The following is an 18,472-nucleotide window of genomic DNA, read 5'->3' as shown; positions in this document are numbered from 1 at the left end:
TCTTCTTAGAGCGGGCCGTTTGAGTGGCGCTTGGGTCCGGGGTGCGTACGTTCTTTCGTGCGCAAAATTTCAAGTGATTCAGCGATGGTCTGGCGGGTAAGAACGGGATCGATGATTCCGTCTAGCTCGCCGTTTTCCACCGAAAGGCTGGGGTTGATTTCGTTGGCCTGATACTCGGCAGCAAGGCGGGCACGTGCCTCCGCCATGTCCTTCTCGTTCGGGCCGGCCGCCTTGATTTCGCGCCGCTTCAAGATATTCACGGCGCCTTCCGCCCCCATGACCGCGATTTCAGCATCGGGCCAAGCAAACGTGAAGTCCGCACCGATCGACTTGGAACCCATGACGATGTAGGCACCGCCGTAGGCCTTGCGGAGAATCACGGTCACCATCGGGGCGGTAGCGTTCGCGTAAGCAAAGATCAGCTTCGCGCCGCGGCGGATGATTCCGGCCTGCTCCTGTTCCGTACCGGGGCGGTAGCCGGGAACGTCAACGAGAGTGACGATCGGAATGCCGTAGGCATCGCAGCAGCGAACAAAGCGGGCCGCCTTCTCGGACGCATCCACGTCCAGGGTTCCCGCGTTGTGGTTCGGCTGGTCCGCAACGATGCCAACGGCCGAACCGTTGATACAGGCGAAGCCGATCACAATGGAGGAGGCGAAGCCTTGCTGGACTTCGAGGAACTCACCGTAGTCAACGAGATGCTCGATGACCTCGATGATGTCGTAGGGCTGGCGAGACTCCGCCGGGACGAGGGCCGCGACCTCGGAGGCCGCCTTCTCGTCCTCAACCGACGGAGTGTACGTGTAGTGCGGGGGTAGCTCGTCGCAGTTTGACGGGAGGTACGACAGTAGGGAACGCACGTAGTCGATTGCGTCCACCTCGTCGTCAGCCAGGTAGTGCGCAACGCCCGACTGGAAGTTGTGGAGTTCGCCGCCACCCAGGTCGTTCATCGACACGTTTTCGCCCGTCACGGCCTTCACCACGTCGGGTCCCGTGACGAACATGTGGGAGTTCTCCTTCGTCATGACAATGAAGTCAGTGAGCGCAGGAGCATAAACGGCGCCACCGGCACAGGGGCCGAGAATCATGGAGATCTGGGGGATCAGGCCGGAGGCCTCGCAGGTCTTCTTAAAGATCCGACCATACTGGCCAAGTGCCACCACGCCTTCCTGGATGCGGGCGCCGCCCGAATCCAGCATCGAAATGATCGGGATCTTCATGGAAAGCGCTTTGTCCATGAGAGCGAGGATCTTCTGGCCCTCCGCGCGGCCCAGGGTTCCGCCGCGCACGGAGAAGTCCTGAGCATAGACGGCGACCTGACGGCCGGCGATCTCACCGAAGCCGGTCACGACAGCCGCGCCCAGGAAACCGTCCTTCGGGTTGCCGCCAGCGAACTGGCCAATCTCGACAAACGAATCAGCATCCAGTAGCAGGTTGAGGCGCTCCCGGGCTGTGTTCTTGCCCTTGGTGTGCTGGAAGGCCGTTGCCTTCTCCTCAGCCGTCTCGGCAATCTTCGCGTAATCGATCCGCGCTGCCGTCACGGCGGGAGCATGGGGCTTCCGGTGCGGCATAACGCGCGAAACGATTCCGCGCAGGGATGAGATGCTCACTGATCCTCCTCCAACTTGATGAGTGGTGTGTGTGCAGGAATGTTCTGGGCCTGAGACACGTAAATCTCAGAGACCGTGCCGGCAGAGGGAGCGTGAACGTACTTCTCCATCTTCATCGACTCAAGAACAAGAAGAACGTCGCCTTTCTCGACCTTCTGGCCCACCTCAACGGCGATGCGGACAACAATCGACTGGATCGGGGCAGACAGGACACCGTCGGCGGCAACAGCGGCAGCGCCGGTTGTTGCGGCAGCGCTACGTCCGCCGGTACGGCGGAGCTGCTGAGGCCGGGCCGGGGCAGCGGGGTGCCCGTTGCCGGAAAATGCGAAGAACTCTGCGGGAAGCGAGATGCTATGACGCTTGCCGTCGATCTCGGCAACAAAGCTGCGTCGAGCATCGCCATTATCGCCGGGCTGATTGCCAGCAAACGGTGCGGGAAGGTCTGCGTTCGGCAGGTACTTCGTCTCCATCCACCGCGTACCAACCGTGAAGTCCTTCGCGAAGTCATCGTGACGCAGCACGGAGGCAAGAAGGTCCTTCGGAGTGGCAATGCCCTCGATCGTCAGTTCCTTCAGGGCGCGGAGACAGCGCGCAATGGTGGTGGGGCGGTCCGGGCCCGTGACGATCAGCTTTGCGATCATTGAATCAAAGTCGGGTGACACGGTGTCGCCAATGCGGACGCCGGTCTCAACGCGGATACCGTGACCGGTTGGCCACTCGAGTGCAGAAATGGTGCCCGCGGTCGGAACCAGGTCGGCACCCGGATCCTCGGAGGTAATACGCAGCTCGATCGAGTGGCCGCGCACCTCGGGAACGGGAGAAAGTTCTTCGCCGGAAGCGATGCGGATCTGTTCGGCAACAAGGTCAAGACCGGTTACTTCTTCGGAAACGGTGTGCTCAACCTGAAGGCGGGGATTGACCTCAAGGAAATAGACGGAACCATCGGAGTCGAGAAGGAACTCGCAGGTACCGAGGCCAACGTAGTCGGTCTGGCGGAACAGGCTTTCGGACCATGCTCGCATGGTCTCCTCGGCGCCCGTTGGCATAAACGGCGACGGTGCTTCCTCGATGAGCTTCTGGTTGCGGCGCTGCACCGAACAGTCGCGGGTCGATACGACGGCGAAGTTGCCGTGGCTGTCCGCCATGCACTGCGTCTCCACGTGGCGAGCGGACTCGACGAACTTCTCCAGGAAATACGCACCCAGGTCGCCGCCCTTCCCGCCATACCGGGCCTCAAACTCGTCGACATCGGCTTCGGAGCGCAGGACGACGATGCCTCGGCCGCCGCCACCATCGCTCCTCTTCGCAACGATCGGAAACCCGTGAGCAGAAGCGAAGGAACGGATCTCCTCTACCGACTTCACGGGGTCATTCGTTCCGGGAACGGGGGAAACGCCTGCCGCGTGAGCGGTGCGGCGTGCACCGATCTTGTCTCCCAGCTGCGTGATTGTCGAACCCTTCGGACCGATCCAGGCGATGCCGGCTTCTGCGACGGCGTCAGCGAACTCGGGAACCTCGGACAGGAAACCGTAGCCAGGGTGGATAGCATCGGCACCGGCCTGCTTCGCGATCTCCAGGATCCGGTCACCGTTCAGGTACGTCTCGGATATCGTTGCACCGCCGAGTGCGTAAGCCTCGTCGGCAAGCCCAATGGCAGGAGAGTCGATGTCTTGATCCGCGTAGACGGCAACGGCACGCAGACCCATGTCGTGGACCGTGCGGATGATCCTGGCGGCGATTTCACCACGATTGGCGACAAGAATTGTCGATAGCATTCGTTTCCTTCTTAGATAAGGTTCGCGTCAGATCCGCTGACGCGAACAATGCCGGCCTCGGTATCCACAACCAGGGCGCCCTGCCTGTCGATCTCGACAGCCCGCCCCTCCGTGACACCGCCGGTAACAGTCGTGACCCGGACCTGACGTCCGGGAGTAAGGCACACCTCGGAGAGCTCCTCGTGGAGACGCTCAATCCGGTCCGCTGCAACGTGCTCCACGCGAGCATCCAGCTCCGCAAGGAACCGATCAATAATTCCGTTCACGGTCTCGGGGCTTGGGTCCAGACCCGCAAGCGCAAGCGAGGTAGCACCGGGTGCAGGCTCCGCCTGCGCCGTCGTATTAATCCCACATCCGAGAACAACCGGAAGAACATTCTCTTCCGGGTCAAGAAGCTCGCCCAGAACCCCGCCAAGTTTCTTCTCATCAAGAAGAACGTCGTTCGGCCACTTCAAAGCAACGCGCTCGGGAGCGAGTGGACGAACCGCTTCAGCCATAGCCAATCCGGTTGCCAGAGTCAGCCAGCCAGCATTCTCACGAATAGGGGGAGTGTCGGGAAGGGTCTTAATAACAGAAAGGAGGAGAGCCTCACTCGGCAATTCAACAAAGGAGCGTCCCATCCGGCCACGGCCGGAGGTCTGATGCAATGCGCGGAGAGCATCTCCGTCCCGAACTTCACCGGCCCGCCACTGGCGTGCCAGTTCAGCATTCGTCGAGTCAATCGACTCCACAGTCCTAAGCATCCAACTCCCTGAGATCAACAGCGCGCCAAAACGGAGCGCACTTCATTTTTAGGAGTCTAACGAGTTTGCTTGAACAAACCTACCTAATCGTAACTTACTGATCGGTAATGTGGGTGAGATCTCACTCCTGGAAGGCGGTAGGGCGCCTGTTAATTGTTGGTATTCCGCCACTTTCATCGACTGGGCAGGGTCGGTTATCTCGGGTGTGTCAAGCGTGACAGCAAGCCCTGTGGGCGTGTTGCGGAGCACTTGTCTGGGTGTGAAATCCGAGGGGAGCGAATGTGTAGATAGCAGAAGGGGCGCTACGCGGAAATCTGGGTGCCGAGTGTTTGAGTCGTGAAGATAGGGAAGCGCCCGGTACTAGGTACTGGGGTGGGGTCGTGGAGCTATCAAGCTGCCGCGGTTGCGGTGGTGCCGGGCTGGGGTCTTTGTTGCTAGGCCCGCGGTGCAGAATTGTCAGGCCCGAGTCTTGCCGATTGCGGGGCGGATGCGATCGACGCATTGAGATAGATGTGCTCGCGCTCTTCGGGGGAGCAGGTGAGGATGCCGTTCATTTCCAGGCTGACGAGGCCGTGCACGAGCCCCCACAATCTGATCGCTTCCGGTCGAGACGGTCAAGACGAATGAAGCGTGTGAAGCCGCTGGGATTTCGAGGGCAACTTTCTATCGCGTGGCGACCTCGCCTGCCGACCTGCTTGCCGATGAGTGCAGGAGACTCCATGAGAGGCGGCGCGGTGACTGCGCCAAGCTCATGCTTGTCCCAGGCATGGATAACTTCCCCCTCTACGTCACCCGTGTTTCATTGGTGATGGTAGATATTTGGCAACACGCAGATATCTATCGGCAGCCCTTCACGCAGGCCCCCTCGGTTCTCGCGGAGGAACTCGTTGAATACTTATGAACGGGAATCGAAGACTTCATGCGATTCCGCGGTGACAATATTCAATTCCCCTCGCCCGTTGAAGGATTTCCGCGCGATGTCGAGGCGCGACTTCTGAGCTCGCAATTTGCGAATTCTCAGCTGGGCGTCGTGCGCGGCTGGATCGAAGAATCTGAAGAAATTAGTGTGGATGAGATCGTGCAGGTCCACTTTGAAGTTTCCCCTGCCTGGTACCACGAAGCCATTGGGTATAAGCCGAACTGGCAGCGGCAATTTCGCCCCGTTTCCCATGGATGGAGCCGCGGGTCGGAATGTCTCAAACCCTTATAGCTACTAGGTTAAGTCCGCCTCATTATGGCGGTGAGAGGACTCACGTGACGGACCTACCAACCGTAAGGTAGGCTGACCGCGTGACAACGAAAACGGACATTCTTGACTGTGCGCGCGAGGTGCTTCGCCGGGGTGATTCGCTCACCATGGACTCGGTGGCGAGCGAGGCCGACCTGACGAAGGCTGGCGTGGTCCACCACTTCGGTTCGAAGGAGGTGCTGATGCTTGCTGTGCTCGATCACCTCCTTGATCGCTGGGAGGGTGAGCTGAACGCCCGAGCGGGTGACGGTGCTGGTCCAAGGGAGCGGCTCCGCGCTTACGTGGAGTACACGCTCCTTAGCGACATGGATACGTCCGACCTGGCACTGTTGGCTGATCCGAAGCTTTTCGACACGCTCTCCAATCGGTGGTCGGAACGCATGGATGGCTGGTTCGGGAAAATGCAGGACCCGCGGCTCGTGACTGCACGCCTGGTAGCCGACGGTGCCTGGATTGATCGTTGTCTTGATCTTCTCCACGTGGAAGAAGCAGATCGCATTGCCACGGTCGAGCTTGTTAACTCACTGATCTGGGAGGGAGATGAAGTATGAAGAAATGGCTATTCCTTATCGCTGCAATCGTCCTTGAAGTAAGCGGGTCGCTGTCACTGAAAGCGGCGCTCGAGGCCCCGGCGTTCTATCTGATAGTTGTCGCGGGGTATGCCGGTTCATTCTCTGCACTGTTTATGTCGCTCCGAAAAGGTATGAATCTTGGGGTTGGCTACGGCATCTGGTCCGCCACCGGCGTTGCCCTCACGACCATTCTGTCGAATCTCATCTTCAACGAACCCATCACCCCGGTCATAGCACTCGGCATTGTTCTCGTCATGGGTGGCGTGCTCATTGTGGAGATCGGATCGCACTCGGCCCAAAAGAAGGTGGTCGGTAGCTTCGAACTAGATCCGAATTTAGTTACCTACGAGGAGCTTGCTCGTAAGAAGGTCAGAGTCAAGAATCCCAAGAAAAAGATGCCCAAGAAAAAGGCTCGCAAGGAAGAGTCCCGCAACGGAAAGTCCCGTAAGGAAATGGAGGCCGTGCGATGACATTAGGATTCACTGCCCTTGTCACCGCTATCGTTGGTGAGGTTGCTGGCACCATGTCGCTTCGCAAGGCGACAACCGGCTCAAAGGCATGGTTCGTTGCGGTTGCTGGTAGCTACGTCTTTGCCTTCAGCATGCTTTCCGTGTCGCTCGCCCAGGGGCTACCTCTTGGTCTTGCCTACGGCATTTGGGCCGCCGCAGGAGTTGCTCTAACCGCGATCCTTAGCAAGGTCCTCTTTGAAGAGCCCCTGACCCCGGTCATGGGAGCCGGCATCGCCCTCATCGTCGGTGGAGTCCTACTTATCCAAGTGGGATCCGCGTACTGAGCTGAGTAGCTTCAAGCTGTTCAATCTGCCACTGCTGTAGAAAGTGTTGATGGCCCGGATTTCTCCGGGCCATCAACGTCACCTCGTGGTGCAGGTCAGATTGTTACTGGTCTGCCTTTGTTTCTTCCTGGTTACGCAGATATTCCTGGTGCCGGTCGAAGTGGTTGAGGTAGTCGTGAATAATCGCGTTGCCGGAGTAACCCATGACGTCGTAGGTCGTGCCACCCGCGGTTGTGTGTACTTCCAGTCGCACTGACCGGTCACGTGCTGCATGCATACGTCCGCCGTAGACAGGGGTCGGTGCGTTGACTGCGATGATTCGGTACACGAACTGGTTGGCGCCTTCGAACGCGGTGATCTTGAGCCTGTCGTAGACCTTGGTTTCCTGCCGCAGGTCGTCGACGACATCGAGGTCGCCTCGGACCACTTCGACGTTCACTCCGGAACCGTTCTTCGACATTTCTTCCGCCACTGCTCGCAGTGCTGGTTCGGCAACCCGGTCGAGGTACTCGATGGCCTGCTTGGAGGACACCTGCCCGAAGGCGTGGGTGAGGCGGTCCCGCCAGTTCGGGCCCTTCTCCAAGTAGTAGCGGTGCGCACCGGCGCCAGCGACGACGTTGCGTTCCGAGTGTTCAAGAGAATCGGCCCGGTGAACGTCCTGACGCAATGCCTTCATGAGTCCCGCCATGACGAACAGCATGACGATCGCGAATGGTAGGCCCATGATCAGTGTGGCTGACTGGAGGGCGGTAACACCGCCGACAAGTAGCATGCCGATCGTGAGGACACCGGAAATAACCGCCCATACGATCCTGTTCCATGCCTTCGCGTCCACGCGTGGCGTGGGAAGCTTGGAAGTCAGGTTCGCCATGACGAGCGCACCGGAGTCTGCCGATGTCACATAGAACAGTAGCGCCACGATTGTTGCCACGCCGACGACGAGTGTTGCGGCCGGATAATCCTGGATCAGAGTAAAGAACCCTAGCTCTGGGGAGTCAATTGTGGCGTTCGCAAACCCGGTATCGCCGTTTCCGTCTTCGCCACCGTTGATAACGCGGTCGAGTGCTGCGTTACCGAAGATGGAGATCCACATGATGATGTACATGAGCGGGAAGGTGAGGGTTCCGAGGACAAACTGACGAAGCGTTCGGCCGCGGGAGATGCGTGCGAGGAACATGCCGACGAAGGATGCCCAGGCAACCCACCAAGCCCAGAAGAACAGCGTCCATGCGTTCATCCAGCCCGACACGTCGTTGAATGCCATCGTGTCCGCAGTCATGCTGGGGAATCCGGCGACAAGGTCGCCAACGTTCATGACAAGCGCGTTCAGGAGGTAGTCCGTGCGTCCCCAGAAAAGAACCCACGCAGCGAGCGCTACAGCGAGGCCAACGTTCAGCTGGGACAGGATACGAATACCCTTGGCGACACCTGTCGTGGCAGAAATGGATGCGACGACGATCGCGAGGGCAACGAGAGAGACCTGGGCTGGGATGCCCTGCTCGACACCAAAGAGGATGTCGAGTCCGACGTTGATCTGGACAACGCCAATACCGAGGGTGGTGGCGAGGCCGAAGACCGAACCCAGCAGTGCGGCGGCGTCGACGACGCTACCGAGCCAGCCGTTAACGCGGTCCCCGAAGATCGGGTAGAGCGCGCTGCGTGCTGCCAGGGGCCGCTTGTGCCGGTAAGCCATGTAGCCCAGTGCCATGCCCATGAGTGCATACATTGCCCAGCCGGTGAGGCCGTAGTGGAAGATCGTCCACACGGTTGCTTCTTCGGCTGCCGGGATTGACTCCGGCTGCGTCTGGGGCGGTTGCATGTACTGCGTGACCGGTTCGGCCACGGCGAAGAACATGAGGTCGGTGCCGATACCCGCCGCAAATAGCATGGAAACCCATGAGAAGGTCGAGAACTCGGGTCTCGAGTTCTCAGGTCCGAGCCGGAGCTTACCGAGCCTCGAGAATGCTACGTAGAGGACGAAGACGACGACGACGGTTGCTAGCAGAATGTAGAACCAGCCAAACCACTGACCGATCCAGCCGGTGACGTTCCCGAGGACTTTCGTTGCGGATTCGGTTCCAAAGATTGTCCATGCCGAGACCCCGACGAGGGTAACGACGGAGACGATGAAGACGGGCCAGTTGATCTCGATGGGCTGCTTTGCGAGACGTTCCTCAACAGCCTCTTCAACAACGCCTACTTCGAGGCCGTCTTCGGGATAGGTTCGTTCAGGAGATCGTTGTGACCTGTGTTTTCCGTATTGTCTGACACTGCCTTGCCTTACTTTCTTGCCGTGGCGGTCTCAGCCGACGGAATATCGGTCCGGGCGTTCCAACCATCATTGCGGGGATCGCCTTCGGGGTAGAGGGGCATGCCCTTCTTCGCCTGGTAGTAAGGCACGTCAGTCAGGGGCTCAAGAACATGGTTACCTGCAATGAGGTCCGATGCCTTCTCTGCCACCATCATGGTTGGCGCATAAATGTTGCCGTTCGTGATGTAGGGGAAGACCGAAGCGTCAACTACGCGCAGCCCCTCCGTGCCGTGCACCTTCATCGTGTCCGGGTCGACGACAGACATGTCGTCCTTACCCATCTTGGCCGTGCACGAGGGATGCAGGGCCGTTTCGGCGTCACGACGTACCCAGTCAAGGATCTCGTCATCGGTCTGAGTGTCGAAGCCCGGTGACATCTCGCCACCGTTGAACGGATCGAACGCTTCCTGGTTGAGAATGTTGCGTGCGGAACGGACCATTTCAACCCATTCGCGACGATCGTTCTCGGTTGACAGGTAGTTGAAGCGAAGAGCCGGGTGCTCGAACGGGTCGGTCGACTTGATGTCGAGCGTGCCGCGCACGTCGGAGTACATGGGGCCGATGTGGACCTGGTAGCCGTACTTCGATTCTGACTTTTGGCCGTCGTAACGCACTGCGATCGGCAGGAAGTGGAACATCTGGTTCGGGTATGCCACGTCCTCGTTGGAACGGATGAAGCCGCCCGCTTCGAAGTGGTTGGAGGTGCCAACGCCCTTGCGGCGGAACAGCCAGTCCGCGCCAATGATCGGTGCGAGGCCGTAGTTAAGCCAGGCACCAATGCCAACGGGTTCCTTCGACTTGTACTGGAGGTAAACCTCGAGGTGGTCCTGCATGTTCGAACCAACGCCCGGCAGGTCAACGAGCGTGTTCACGCCGACCTTGCCAAGCTTCTCGGGATCGCCGATTCCGGTGAGCTGGAGCAGTTGGGGCGAGTTGAAGGCGCCGCCCGCGAGAATGACCTCGCCCGCGGTGACCTGCTTCTTCTGCTTACCGAACTTCAGGTACTTCACGCCCGTGATCCGGGTGCCCTGGGTGACCAGCTCTGTCACGAACGCATTGGTTTCAACGCTGAGGTTCTTGCGGTACATGACCGGGTGCAGGTAGGCGCGTGACGCGGAAAGGCGGCGGGTTTTGTGGACGTTGCGGTCGAACTTGCCAAAGCCTTCCTGACGGTAGCCGTTGACGTCGTCCGTCGGCGGGTACCCGGCCTGTTGCGTTGCCTCGAGGAAAGCACCGAACAGGGGAGTATCGGCGGGGCCGCGGGTGAGGACGAGGGGACCGGAGCCGCCGCGCCAGGCGTCAGCACCCGACAGGCAGTTTTCCATGCGCTTAAAGTAGGGCAGGGTGTGGGCGTAATCCCAACCTTCCATGCCTTCGTCGCCAGCCCAACGTTCGTAGTCGAGCGGGTTGCCGCGCTGGAAAATCATTCCGTTAATTGACGAGGATCCGCCAAGGACCTTGCCGCGCGTGTGGGAAATCCTGCGCCCAAACATGTGCGGCTCGGGCTCACTGGCGTACCGCCAGTCGTAGAGGGGATTGCCGGAGGGGAACATGAGTGCGGCCGGCATGTGGATCAGGGGATCCATCTTCCAGTCGCTACGTCCGGCTTCGAGGACAAGGACCTTCGTCGATTCGTCGGCGGAAAGACGGTTGGCGAGGACAGAACCTGCCGAGCCGCCACCGACAATGACGTAATCATAGTGCGCCACGAGTGGCTCCTAACATCAGTTCAAGCAATATGCGTACAAGCAAGAATCAATAAGAGTTAATCAATGCGTATAAGAAATGGATGGTTTGGGTTTTAGGCATCAAACCAGCCAGCGGGCTGCGGCTGTGTGTTGTGCCAGATGTGCTTCACCTCCACATACTCGTCCAATCCCATGAGTCCGAGCTCCCGGCCATTGCCGGAACGCTTCATTCCACCCCACTCGGCCTGAGCGACGTAGGGGTGGTAGTCGTTAATCCAGATGGTTCCGTGACGGAGTCCTCGAGCAACCCGCTCCGCACGCGACACATCGGAAGTCCACACGGCGCCAGCGAGACCGTAAACCGTGTCGTTGGCAATCTCGAGAGCGTTCCGCTCCTTCTCCTCATCCGTCTCACCGGTGAAGGTTTCCACGGTGAGAACCGGGCCGAAGGATTCGTCATGGACGCAGTCCATAGACCTATCGCAACCATCGAGGATGGTGGGCGGGTAGTAGTAGCCGTTGGCGAGTTCCCCTCCGGGGATCTCCCCGCCAACCAGAAGCTTTGCGCCCTGCTCTACCGCGTGCTGGACGTACGTGTGGACCTTGTCGCGGTGCTGAGCGGAAATAAGGGGGCCGGTCTCCGACTTCTCATCGAACGGGCCGCCCATCCGGATGTTCTTCGCCCTACGAACCAGTTCATCCACAACCTCGTCGTGGATTGACTCCTCGACAACCAGACGGGCACCGGCGGAGCACACCTGGCCAGAATCAAGGAAGATCGCCGTGAGCGCATTGTCGATTGCGGCTTCCATGTCGGCGTCGGCAAAGACAACGTTCGGGTTCTTACCACCAAGCTCAAGGGTGACGCGCTTGACGGTGCCAGCGGACGAGGCCATGATCGACGACCCGGTGGCGAGGCCACCGGTGAACGAAACCATGTCAACGTCCTCGGATTCGGTCATAGCCGGACCAACAACCCCGCCATCACCCAGGATCAGCTGGACTGCGTTCGGGCTCACGCCCTCTTCGACCATGATCTTCGTCAGGTCGTATGTGGTGCGGGGAGTCAGCTCAGAAGGCTTCATGATGATCGTGTTGCCCATGAGAAGCGCCGGGGCAACCTTCCACGAGATCTGAAGCAGCGGGTAATTCCAGGGCGCGATCAGCGCACACACGCCCACCGGCTCGTGAACGATCCGGGAAGAAATGCCGGGATTCGATGTCTCCACAACGCGGCCACCCGAAGCGGACGCCATGTTCGCATAGTGACGGAATACGGAAACGACATCATCAACGTCGCCTTCCGACTCGGCAAAGGTCTTGCCGGTGTCGAGCGACTCGTGGCGGGCAATCTCCGCCTTGTCAGCGACCAGGCGGTCCGCAATGCGGCGAAGGATATCTGCACGTTCGCCAACGGTCTTGCGGGGCCACTCTCCGCTATCAAACTCTGCGCGCGCCGAGGCAATTGCATTAGCCACGTCCTCGGTGCCAGCCTCGGAAGCGTGAGTGTGCACCTCCCGGTCTGCCGGACATTCAATCTCGCGCGTCTTTCCGGATACTGCTGGGACGAATTCTCCATTAATGAATAAATTCAGTGTTTCCACGTTCTTCCTCATAACTCAGTTCAAGCGTCCAAATTGGTCAATTAAAAGTGGCGCGGGTCTCACATTACTGCTACATAGGGCCAATGGCTAATATGCCAGGTGAAGCGGCACATATGTCCAAATATGCTAGATGCACAAGTGGGCTACCCTGACTTTCCTGCGTCAACTCAATGAAAGAAAGAGATAGTAGAGACTTCTCACATTGGCTAAATGTTATGAATCAAGTAAGAATGCGCTAGTAATAACAATTATCCTGCTGGCGAGTGAACGGCCAGCGAAAGTGAGTTAGTGCCAATTGATGTTGAGCTAATGGAACTGTAAATCTGTTCTCGATGCTCGCAAATATAGTGAAAATGGTGGTCACAGCTTTGCGGCTGACGATTATTCTTCGCTATCCGCCAGCAGATAGTCGACCTTTGCTGACACGTCGGCAAGCAGTCGGTCGGATGCCAGGGTTCCGACGGCCACTCGCACAATCGCCATGTACAACGTGGCGTAGAGTGCGTGAGCAAGTTGCCGGTCCCCGCCCACGATTCTCGTCAGTTCCCGCTCGATGTCCTTCACGAGTTCGATGGCGCGCTCGCGGTTAGGGCCCTGCCCCGTTCCGAAGAGAACCTCTCGCTGGAATGCGGTCACATTGCCAGAATGGCGTTCGGTAGCGGTGATGATGGGGCCAACAAGGGCGAGAATATGGTTCCGCTTCGCAGTGGAAAGAGGTAAGTCCCTGCTGTCTGCGAGGCACTGCTCGAGGACGTTTGAGTATGTGTCGATGAGAAGCTCGGATTTTGAAGTGGCGTACCGGAAGAACGTGCCGGTTGTCAGCCCTGCTCTGGTGGCGAGCTGCGCAGTTGTCACGTCGTCGAAAGCCTGGGTGGAGAAAATCTCCTGGGCGGCGTTAAGGACGCGCTCCGTCTTATCGCGTCGCTTTGCTTCTCTCTTGCCGGTCATGTCCCCATACTGTCAGGTCTTAATGTTTCGGTCATGTGCTCGTGGCATGCCTGTTTCCTGGTGGCTGGACTGCGGGGTCTTGCAGGTGGTGGTGTGCAATGTGTGCCGACCGGTCGAGTGAACGCGATGAATTTTGCTGGCCGGGTACCTGCGCGTGGGGCCGCTGTCGGTAGCGCTCCCTCATCCGGTTGGCAGAGCTCAGTGATGGGGTCGGCAGTGCTCCGTTATCTGGAATGAATTAAACAACAGAATTTGAGGCTTGAACAGCGTTGCGTAAATACCCCCTATATACGAACCTGTTCAATGCGCCAAAACCGCGCGATTAAGCAGAAAAGTGAGGATCGTCTTCGTTGTTAATTGCTTTTCAGCGACGTATCGCAATTGTGTAATCACCGCTTCGGCGGCACGGACTGAGAGGACCGAAATCATGGAAAGGACAGCTGTAAAGGCCTGCGCAACAACCACTTGTGCCTACAACAGCGATGGATGCACCGCGTTCGCGGTGACGATTGGCGGCGCCGAAGGCGTTGCCTCCTGTACGACCTCCCTGACGATTGATGCTCGCGGCGACCTCGCTGCCGCAGACGGCAAGGTAGGTGCCTGCCAGCGCCTCGAATGTGTACACAACACCGACCTTATGTGCACGGCTTCCGCGGTTGATATCGCGGACCACGCCAACTGCATGACCTACGAAGCTCGCTAAGGCTGACCCCGACTCATCCGTCACCGTCTCATCATTGTTGACCCGTCTTCGGACGGGGCAACAATGGTTGAAGATCCAGATTTACAGGTGAAGGTCTGGTGGCTGAGCCGCGGCCAGCCGTCAGTTTGCTGAGTTCTGCCACCTGCGCCTACGTGGGTCTGGGGTTCTAGATGCGTGGATTCATGGAACTGTGGACCTCGCACGGTGCTTCACCGATTGGGGTGAGACGGACGCCGGCAGGGAACGACAGAACGTGCCCGGGAAGGTGCGCGGTAGCGTCACCGAAATCGTCTTCTTTGACGGCGATACCCGCGGTTGAGACCCTGAGCAGGCGCACTCGAAACCGCACATTTGCTTCGATCTCGTAGGATTCAATGTCGATAGGAGAGGCCGCGATCCCCCGGTATTCCTTGGCGCTCAACCAGCCGGTCGCTCCGCCAGTTCCGCTCAATAAGTCGAGGTCCTGGAGGCCTTCGCCTTTGGGCGTGATCCAGCCAAGCAGTTCACGATCGCGGCCTGCTTCTCGTACCTGGCTTGCAGAGTTGCCACGCGACACGATTGTTTCGGAGCTGAATCCGGGTTCTTGTCGGTTACGAGATGGCGAACTCTGCCTTGGTAAGCCTTACTGGTCGCAGTTGATGAGGAGCAGGTCGAGCTGCTCGCGGAGCTCGGTGATGGTGGAGACGGGCACGTCGAAGGGGACAAAAGCCTGGAAGCTACCGTTCTCGCGGAACTGGATGAGGGAAAGGCCGTGCGGATCAGCATCCACGCATACGGCAGTGTCGTAAAGGTGAGGGCAGGACTTGTCGAATTCGGGATGGAACTGCACGACGCCGTCGATCTGCTTGGTTCTGGCCGCTTCGCAGATCATCGACAGATTGTCCTCGCTCAGAGACTCGACAGTGTCGTAGCAGGCCAGGTCGTCCTTTCGGCCTGGGAATGGAACGATTCCCGATTCGCCAAGAACGTCAATCTGGAATGCCGTAATACCTGTATCGCTATTGACGACTGCGCGGCGCGAGTTAACAAAGCCGAGCCGACCACCGGTAGCGGATGCAAGGAATGCGACGTGCTCGGGGATGGCTTCCTCTGCAGTCAGGTGTCCGGTTTCTATCTCGTCGAGCCACGTCATGGTGCCAAGCATGTGGATTGAGCCGGACACGAGGCGGAGATGTGGGGCGGGCGCCTCTCGGACAATCTCGACACGTACCGGGAAAGGCTGACCGGCGGGCTGGGCCCCGACCGGCATGCTCTCGTCAACGAGTGTCGACACAACAAACTCCCCGGTTGTGGTCCGACCGTGGGAAACGAGCGTCATTGGATGCATCGGTTGATCGTGATAAGCGTGTACGGAGGCGGAGCCAATTCCGTCTAAAAGACGAAGCGCGAGATTCATCGCTCGGGTCTCGTACACCTCTGTGTGTGCGGTTTCCTGCTTGCGGTCGAGCTCCGTCACATCAGCCTCCGTGAATTAGGTAAGGGTAGCCTAACATAATTCGACCAAAGTCAATGCGGTCAAAGTCCCGGTCTAATGGACGCCCCGTGCTACATGGCCGGGTTGGGGGAGGGGTGGTTCCGAAGCGAAGGCCTCGGTTAGGGGGTTTGATCCTCAACCGGGTCCGGTGTGGGCTCGGTTGGGCTGTTGTCTCCTGCGGGGGACTGCGGCCTGTCTGCGCCAACTGGATCCGGCTGCATGTCAACCTCAACCTTGTCGTTGGCGTCGTTCATGGCAATCGAGACCGCGTCCCGGCCGCTGTTCGAAGCGGGTGCCAATGGGGCGTGTGTTTCCGTCGATGTCTCTTCGGGAGATTCTGTACCGGTCGGTTCTGCGGGAGAAGATGTGCTGATTGTTTCCTCGGGAGGGGCTGCCGCAGTTGTGTCGTCGGAGCATGCTCCCGCAAGCGCAATCGTGAGCGCCGCAAGGAGGGTTGGTATTGCGCGGAATCTACGGGGCTTGTGTTTATTCATGGGTTTCTTCTATCCGAGTAGGTCATAGAGGGAGTTTGCGGTGCTCCACTCGGTTCCTTCGCTACAGGGGTCGACGACCTTGTCGTACAGGAGGGCGTTCTCGGCGTTTCGAATTTCGACGCTCATGGCTTCCGTTCCCGTGCACAGGGAGAGTGGCTCGTCGGCCTTTTCAATAAGGGCGTCGATTGACTGTTCGGCTTGAGTGAGCTCGTCGTCCGTGAGCGTGCGGATGCGTCCTTCGCCATCGTCCGCCACATCCCCAAGAAGGGTGTGAGTGCCGGAGGGTCCTCTCGGTGGTTGGGTTGATGCTGGGATTGCCGTGACCTCGACCGTGTAGGGGCCGGTGCTATCAGCTGAGTCTGAGCAGGCCGAAATAGCAAGCGCGGCTACCGCCACTGCCAGATACCTCATTGCCTTCATGGCTCTCCTTCCGGCCGGTGCTGTCCGAGCCTTCTGTCGGTTCAATATTCAGAGTTGATGATTTCCAGTCTTTACGTTTTGCTCGGAAAACCTCAATCAAAAGCGTGGGGCGGGGTACCCTGGTGGGGAGTTGGCGCGGCCGCTGACTCCGCGCGCGGGCTCTATCGCCCTCCCTCCGGCTCGTTCGATCTGCGATCGGACCTCGGACTTTGTTCCAGCCGCACTGTCTCGCCTCTCGTTGAAACCGTTGTGCCGCACTATCTTCTTGCTGGCCCGGTTGTTCCGTCACACTCACCCGTGTTGGCTTATCTTCGAGCAATGAGTGCCCGGCCCTAGTCGGCCCGGTTATCCCGACTGTCGTAAGTCGGATTGCCCGACCGTGACCGGTCGATTCTTCGCGACCGTTGCTGGTTAGTAATTCTCGACCGTGAACGGTCGATGCTTGCTGACCTGCGGAGGGTGGATTTATCAATTTTCGTAGGTTGGCTACCCCTCTTCTCTTTTCGCTTCTGTCGTCCTCTTTTGGCCTGGGAGACCCTCATGACCCGGGGCAAACCGTCATCAACCGGGGCGAAACGACGGGGCTGAGGTTTTAAAGAACATAATTCTCACGTAATTCTCCGTAAAAAGCCCACCGATTGCACATTATTTACGGGATAAATCGTGGATTAGGGGTTTACGATATCTCCACCGCATTGTGAGGGCGGTCATGAATTCTGAATGGAGCAACATGGTTGATTCAGGCAAAGTTGTTGAAGGCTCTGAGCTCAAGCCTGATTTGTCGAACTGGGACAAGGAAGATCCTGCGAGGAGTAGTTCCAAGCAGGCCTGGTTGACGCTGTGGATCACCACGTATTCGATGATCATCGCGTTCTGCGTGTGGTTCCTGGTTTCCGCTATTGCTCCGAAGCTCAACGAGATTGGCTTCGATCTGACGACCTCGCAGCTGTACTGGCTGACGGCACTTCCTGGTTTGTCGGGCGGTCTGCTTCGCCTGGTCTACATGGTGCTACCCCCAATCATTGGCACCCGCCGCCTGGTTGCATACTCCTCTCTGCTGTTCGTTGTGCCGATGATCGGCTGGTTCGTTGCCGTGCAGGATACGAACACTCCGTACTGGTGGCTGCTGGTCCTGTCGTTCCTTTGCGGAATTGGCGGCGGCTCGTTCTCCGGCTACATGCCATCGACCGGATATTTCTTCCCGAAATCCAAGTCGGGTACTGCTCTTGGCATTCAGGCAGGGATCGGCAATCTCGGCATGTCGATCATTCAGCTCGTTGGCCCGTGGCTCATGGGCTTTGGCCTGCTGGGGCTGGGTGCCATGACGCCGCAACGGACCAGCGATGGCGAAAGCATGTTCGTGTACAACGCGGCCATCGTTTTCGTGCCGTGGGCTATTGTCGCCGCGATCCTTGCTCTTGAGCTTCTGAAGGATGTTCCGGTCAAGGCCAATATCCGCGAGCAGCTCGATATTTTCTCGAACCCGAACACCTGGTACATGACCCTTATGTACGTCATGACGTTCGGTCTGTTCTCTGGTTTCGCTGCGCAGTTCGGTCTTCTTATTCAGAACAATTTCGGTTCAACCTCGCAGTTTGCTGGCATGGAAGGGTTGCCGCAGGGCGTCACCTACGCCTTCCTCGGCCCCCTGATCTCTTCCCTCGTGCGCGTTGCGTGGGGCCCGTTGTGTGACAGGTTCGGGGGTGCGATATGGACGTTTGTGTCGATTGTCGGCATGAGCGCTTCGCTCTTTATCTGCACGTTCTTCCTTCGTCCCGACAGCCCGGATGAGTTCACGGGATTCCTGTGGGCCATGATCGCCATGTTCGTGTTTTCCGGCATTGGTAACGCCGGAACGTTTAAGCAGATGCCGATGATCATGCCCGCCCGCCAAGCGGGTGGCGCCATTGGTTTCACCGCTGCTATTGCGGCCTTCGGCCCATTCTTTGTCGGTATCGCACTGACCGCGATGACTCCCTACCTCTGGTACATGATCTGCGTCGTCTTCGGCGCTCTCTGTGCCGTTATTTGTTGGTTCCGCTATGCCCGCCCGGGCGCCCCGTTCCCCGGCTGATCGGAAGGTACATC

General features: G+C 58.7%; 17 protein-coding genes. 6 read left to right on the top strand and 11 right to left on the bottom strand.

Going from position 1 to position 18,472, the window contains the following annotated elements:
* Positions 1-5: 5 nt before the first annotated feature.
* Genes EJ997_RS08740 through EJ997_RS08730 form a run of 3 tightly spaced genes read right to left on the bottom strand, consistent with a single transcriptional unit; the run spans position 6 to position 4,128 of the window.
* Positions 6-1,571 (bottom strand): acyl-CoA carboxylase subunit beta, encoded by a 1,566-nt coding sequence (locus EJ997_RS08740; protein ID WP_126705017.1) that lies wholly within the window; start codon positions 1,569-1,571, stop codon positions 6-8.
* A gap of 35 nt (positions 1,572-1,606) precedes the next feature.
* Positions 1,607-3,385 (bottom strand): ATP-binding protein, encoded by a 1,779-nt coding sequence (locus tag EJ997_RS08735; protein ID WP_126704208.1) that lies wholly within the window; start codon positions 3,383-3,385, stop codon positions 1,607-1,609.
* A gap of 11 nt (positions 3,386-3,396) precedes the next feature.
* Complete coding sequence (locus EJ997_RS08730; RefSeq protein WP_126704207.1) at positions 3,397-4,128, bottom strand: biotin--[acetyl-CoA-carboxylase] ligase; 732 nt, start codon at positions 4,126-4,128, stop codon at positions 3,397-3,399.
* 670 nt (positions 4,129-4,798) lie between these two features.
* On the opposite strand from EJ997_RS08730, the gene EJ997_RS08725 reads away from it, so the two are divergent.
* The 4 genes from EJ997_RS08725 (at position 4,799) to EJ997_RS08710 (ending at position 6,742) form a co-directional block, all read left to right on the top strand.
* A complete protein-coding gene (locus EJ997_RS08725) occupies positions 4,799-5,029 on the top strand; it encodes a hypothetical protein (RefSeq protein WP_126704206.1) in 231 nt (76 codons plus the stop codon).
* 389 nt (positions 5,030-5,418) lie between these two features.
* A complete protein-coding gene (locus EJ997_RS08720; protein ID WP_126704205.1) occupies positions 5,419-5,928 on the top strand; it encodes a TetR/AcrR family transcriptional regulator in 510 nt (169 codons plus the stop codon).
* A complete protein-coding gene (locus EJ997_RS13990) occupies positions 5,925-6,419 on the top strand; it encodes a DMT family transporter (protein ID WP_126704204.1) in 495 nt (164 codons plus the stop codon). Before EJ997_RS08720 ends, EJ997_RS13990 begins: the two co-directional genes overlap by 4 nt.
* Complete coding sequence (locus EJ997_RS08710) at positions 6,416-6,742, top strand: DMT family transporter (protein WP_126704203.1); 327 nt, start codon at positions 6,416-6,418, stop codon at positions 6,740-6,742. The genes EJ997_RS13990 and EJ997_RS08710 overlap by 4 nt, the downstream gene beginning before the upstream one ends.
* Before the next feature lie 103 nt (positions 6,743-6,845).
* Here the strand turns inward: EJ997_RS08710 and betT are convergent, their stop codons facing one another.
* From betT to EJ997_RS08690, 4 genes are all read right to left on the bottom strand, one after another.
* Positions 6,846-8,888: a choline BCCT transporter BetT gene (gene betT, locus EJ997_RS08705; RefSeq protein WP_228201631.1), complete on the bottom strand. Its 2,043-nt coding sequence runs from the start codon at positions 8,886-8,888 to the stop codon at positions 6,846-6,848.
* Between the two features lie 134 nt (positions 8,889-9,022).
* Positions 9,023-10,762 (bottom strand): choline dehydrogenase, encoded by a 1,740-nt coding sequence (betA, locus tag EJ997_RS08700; protein WP_126704201.1) that lies wholly within the window; start codon positions 10,760-10,762, stop codon positions 9,023-9,025.
* Positions 10,763-10,854: 92 nt separating this feature from the next.
* The gene (locus tag EJ997_RS08695; RefSeq protein ID WP_228201441.1) at positions 10,855-12,345 is read right to left on the bottom strand and encodes an aldehyde dehydrogenase family protein; all 1,491 of its coding nucleotides are present in this window, start codon (positions 12,343-12,345) and stop codon (positions 10,855-10,857) included.
* 381 nt (positions 12,346-12,726) lie between these two features.
* Complete coding sequence (locus EJ997_RS08690) at positions 12,727-13,293, bottom strand: TetR/AcrR family transcriptional regulator (protein ID WP_126704199.1); 567 nt, start codon at positions 13,291-13,293, stop codon at positions 12,727-12,729.
* Between the two features lie 427 nt (positions 13,294-13,720).
* Between EJ997_RS08690 and EJ997_RS08685 the strand changes: the two genes are divergently transcribed.
* Positions 13,721-13,996 carry a DUF1540 domain-containing protein gene (locus tag EJ997_RS08685; protein WP_206501628.1) on the top strand — a complete coding sequence of 92 codons (276 nt, stop codon included), beginning with the start codon at positions 13,721-13,723 and terminating at the stop codon, positions 13,994-13,996.
* A 166-nt stretch (positions 13,997-14,162) separates the two neighbouring features.
* On the opposite strand, the gene EJ997_RS08680 is transcribed toward EJ997_RS08685, so the two are convergent.
* From EJ997_RS08680 to EJ997_RS08665, 4 genes are all read right to left on the bottom strand, one after another.
* Positions 14,163-14,552 carry a hypothetical protein gene (locus tag EJ997_RS08680; protein WP_126704198.1) on the bottom strand — a complete coding sequence of 130 codons (390 nt, stop codon included), beginning with the start codon at positions 14,550-14,552 and terminating at the stop codon, positions 14,163-14,165.
* A 66-nt stretch (positions 14,553-14,618) separates the two neighbouring features.
* On the bottom strand, positions 14,619-15,323 hold the full coding sequence (locus tag EJ997_RS08675; protein ID WP_126704197.1) for a hypothetical protein: 705 nt from the start codon (positions 15,321-15,323) through the stop codon (positions 14,619-14,621).
* Positions 15,324-15,589: 266 nt separating this feature from the next.
* The gene (locus tag EJ997_RS08670) at positions 15,590-15,964 is read right to left on the bottom strand and encodes a hypothetical protein (protein ID WP_126704196.1); all 375 of its coding nucleotides are present in this window, start codon (positions 15,962-15,964) and stop codon (positions 15,590-15,592) included.
* A 9-nt stretch (positions 15,965-15,973) separates the two neighbouring features.
* A complete protein-coding gene (locus EJ997_RS08665; protein ID WP_126704195.1) occupies positions 15,974-16,384 on the bottom strand; it encodes a hypothetical protein in 411 nt (136 codons plus the stop codon).
* A 730-nt stretch (positions 16,385-17,114) separates the two neighbouring features.
* Here EJ997_RS08665 and EJ997_RS08660 point away from each other — a divergent pair.
* A complete protein-coding gene (locus EJ997_RS08660; RefSeq protein WP_228201630.1) occupies positions 17,115-18,458 on the top strand; it encodes a nitrate/nitrite transporter in 1,344 nt (447 codons plus the stop codon).
* The last annotated feature ends 14 nt before the right edge of the window (positions 18,459-18,472 follow it).

Source organism: Flaviflexus ciconiae, from assembly GCF_003971195.1.
Classification (GTDB): domain Bacteria; phylum Actinomycetota; class Actinomycetes; order Actinomycetales; family Actinomycetaceae; genus Flaviflexus; species Flaviflexus ciconiae.
This window is presented reverse-complemented; position numbering and strand designations above follow the sequence as displayed.

Bases quoted from the DNA above. Each gene is read 5' to 3' on its own strand.
- EJ997_RS08740 (WP_126705017.1), bottom strand. From the start codon at position 1,571: ATGCCGCACCGGAAGCCCCATGCTCCCGCCGTGACGGCAGCGCGGATC.
- EJ997_RS08735 (WP_126704208.1), bottom strand. From the start codon at position 3,385: ATGCTATCGACAATTCTTGTCGCCAATCGTGGTGAAATCGCCGCCAGG.
- EJ997_RS08730 (WP_126704207.1), bottom strand. From the start codon at position 4,128: ATGCTTAGGACTGTGGAGTCGATTGACTCGACGAATGCTGAACTGGCA.
- EJ997_RS13990 (WP_126704204.1), top strand. From the start codon at position 5,925: ATGAAGAAATGGCTATTCCTTATCGCTGCAATCGTCCTTGAAGTAAGC.
- EJ997_RS08710 (WP_126704203.1), top strand. From the start codon at position 6,416: ATGACATTAGGATTCACTGCCCTTGTCACCGCTATCGTTGGTGAGGTT.
- EJ997_RS08690 (WP_126704199.1), bottom strand. From the start codon at position 13,293: ATGACCGGCAAGAGAGAAGCAAAGCGACGCGATAAGACGGAGCGCGTC.
- EJ997_RS08685 (WP_206501628.1), top strand. From the start codon at position 13,721: ATGGAAAGGACAGCTGTAAAGGCCTGCGCAACAACCACTTGTGCCTAC.
- EJ997_RS08675 (WP_126704197.1), bottom strand. From the start codon at position 15,323: ATGCATCCAATGACGCTCGTTTCCCACGGTCGGACCACAACCGGGGAG.
- EJ997_RS08670 (WP_126704196.1), bottom strand. From the start codon at position 15,964: ATGAATAAACACAAGCCCCGTAGATTCCGCGCAATACCAACCCTCCTT.
- EJ997_RS08665 (WP_126704195.1), bottom strand. From the start codon at position 16,384: ATGAAGGCAATGAGGTATCTGGCAGTGGCGGTAGCCGCGCTTGCTATT.
- EJ997_RS08660 (WP_228201630.1), top strand. From the start codon at position 17,115: ATGGTTGATTCAGGCAAAGTTGTTGAAGGCTCTGAGCTCAAGCCTGAT.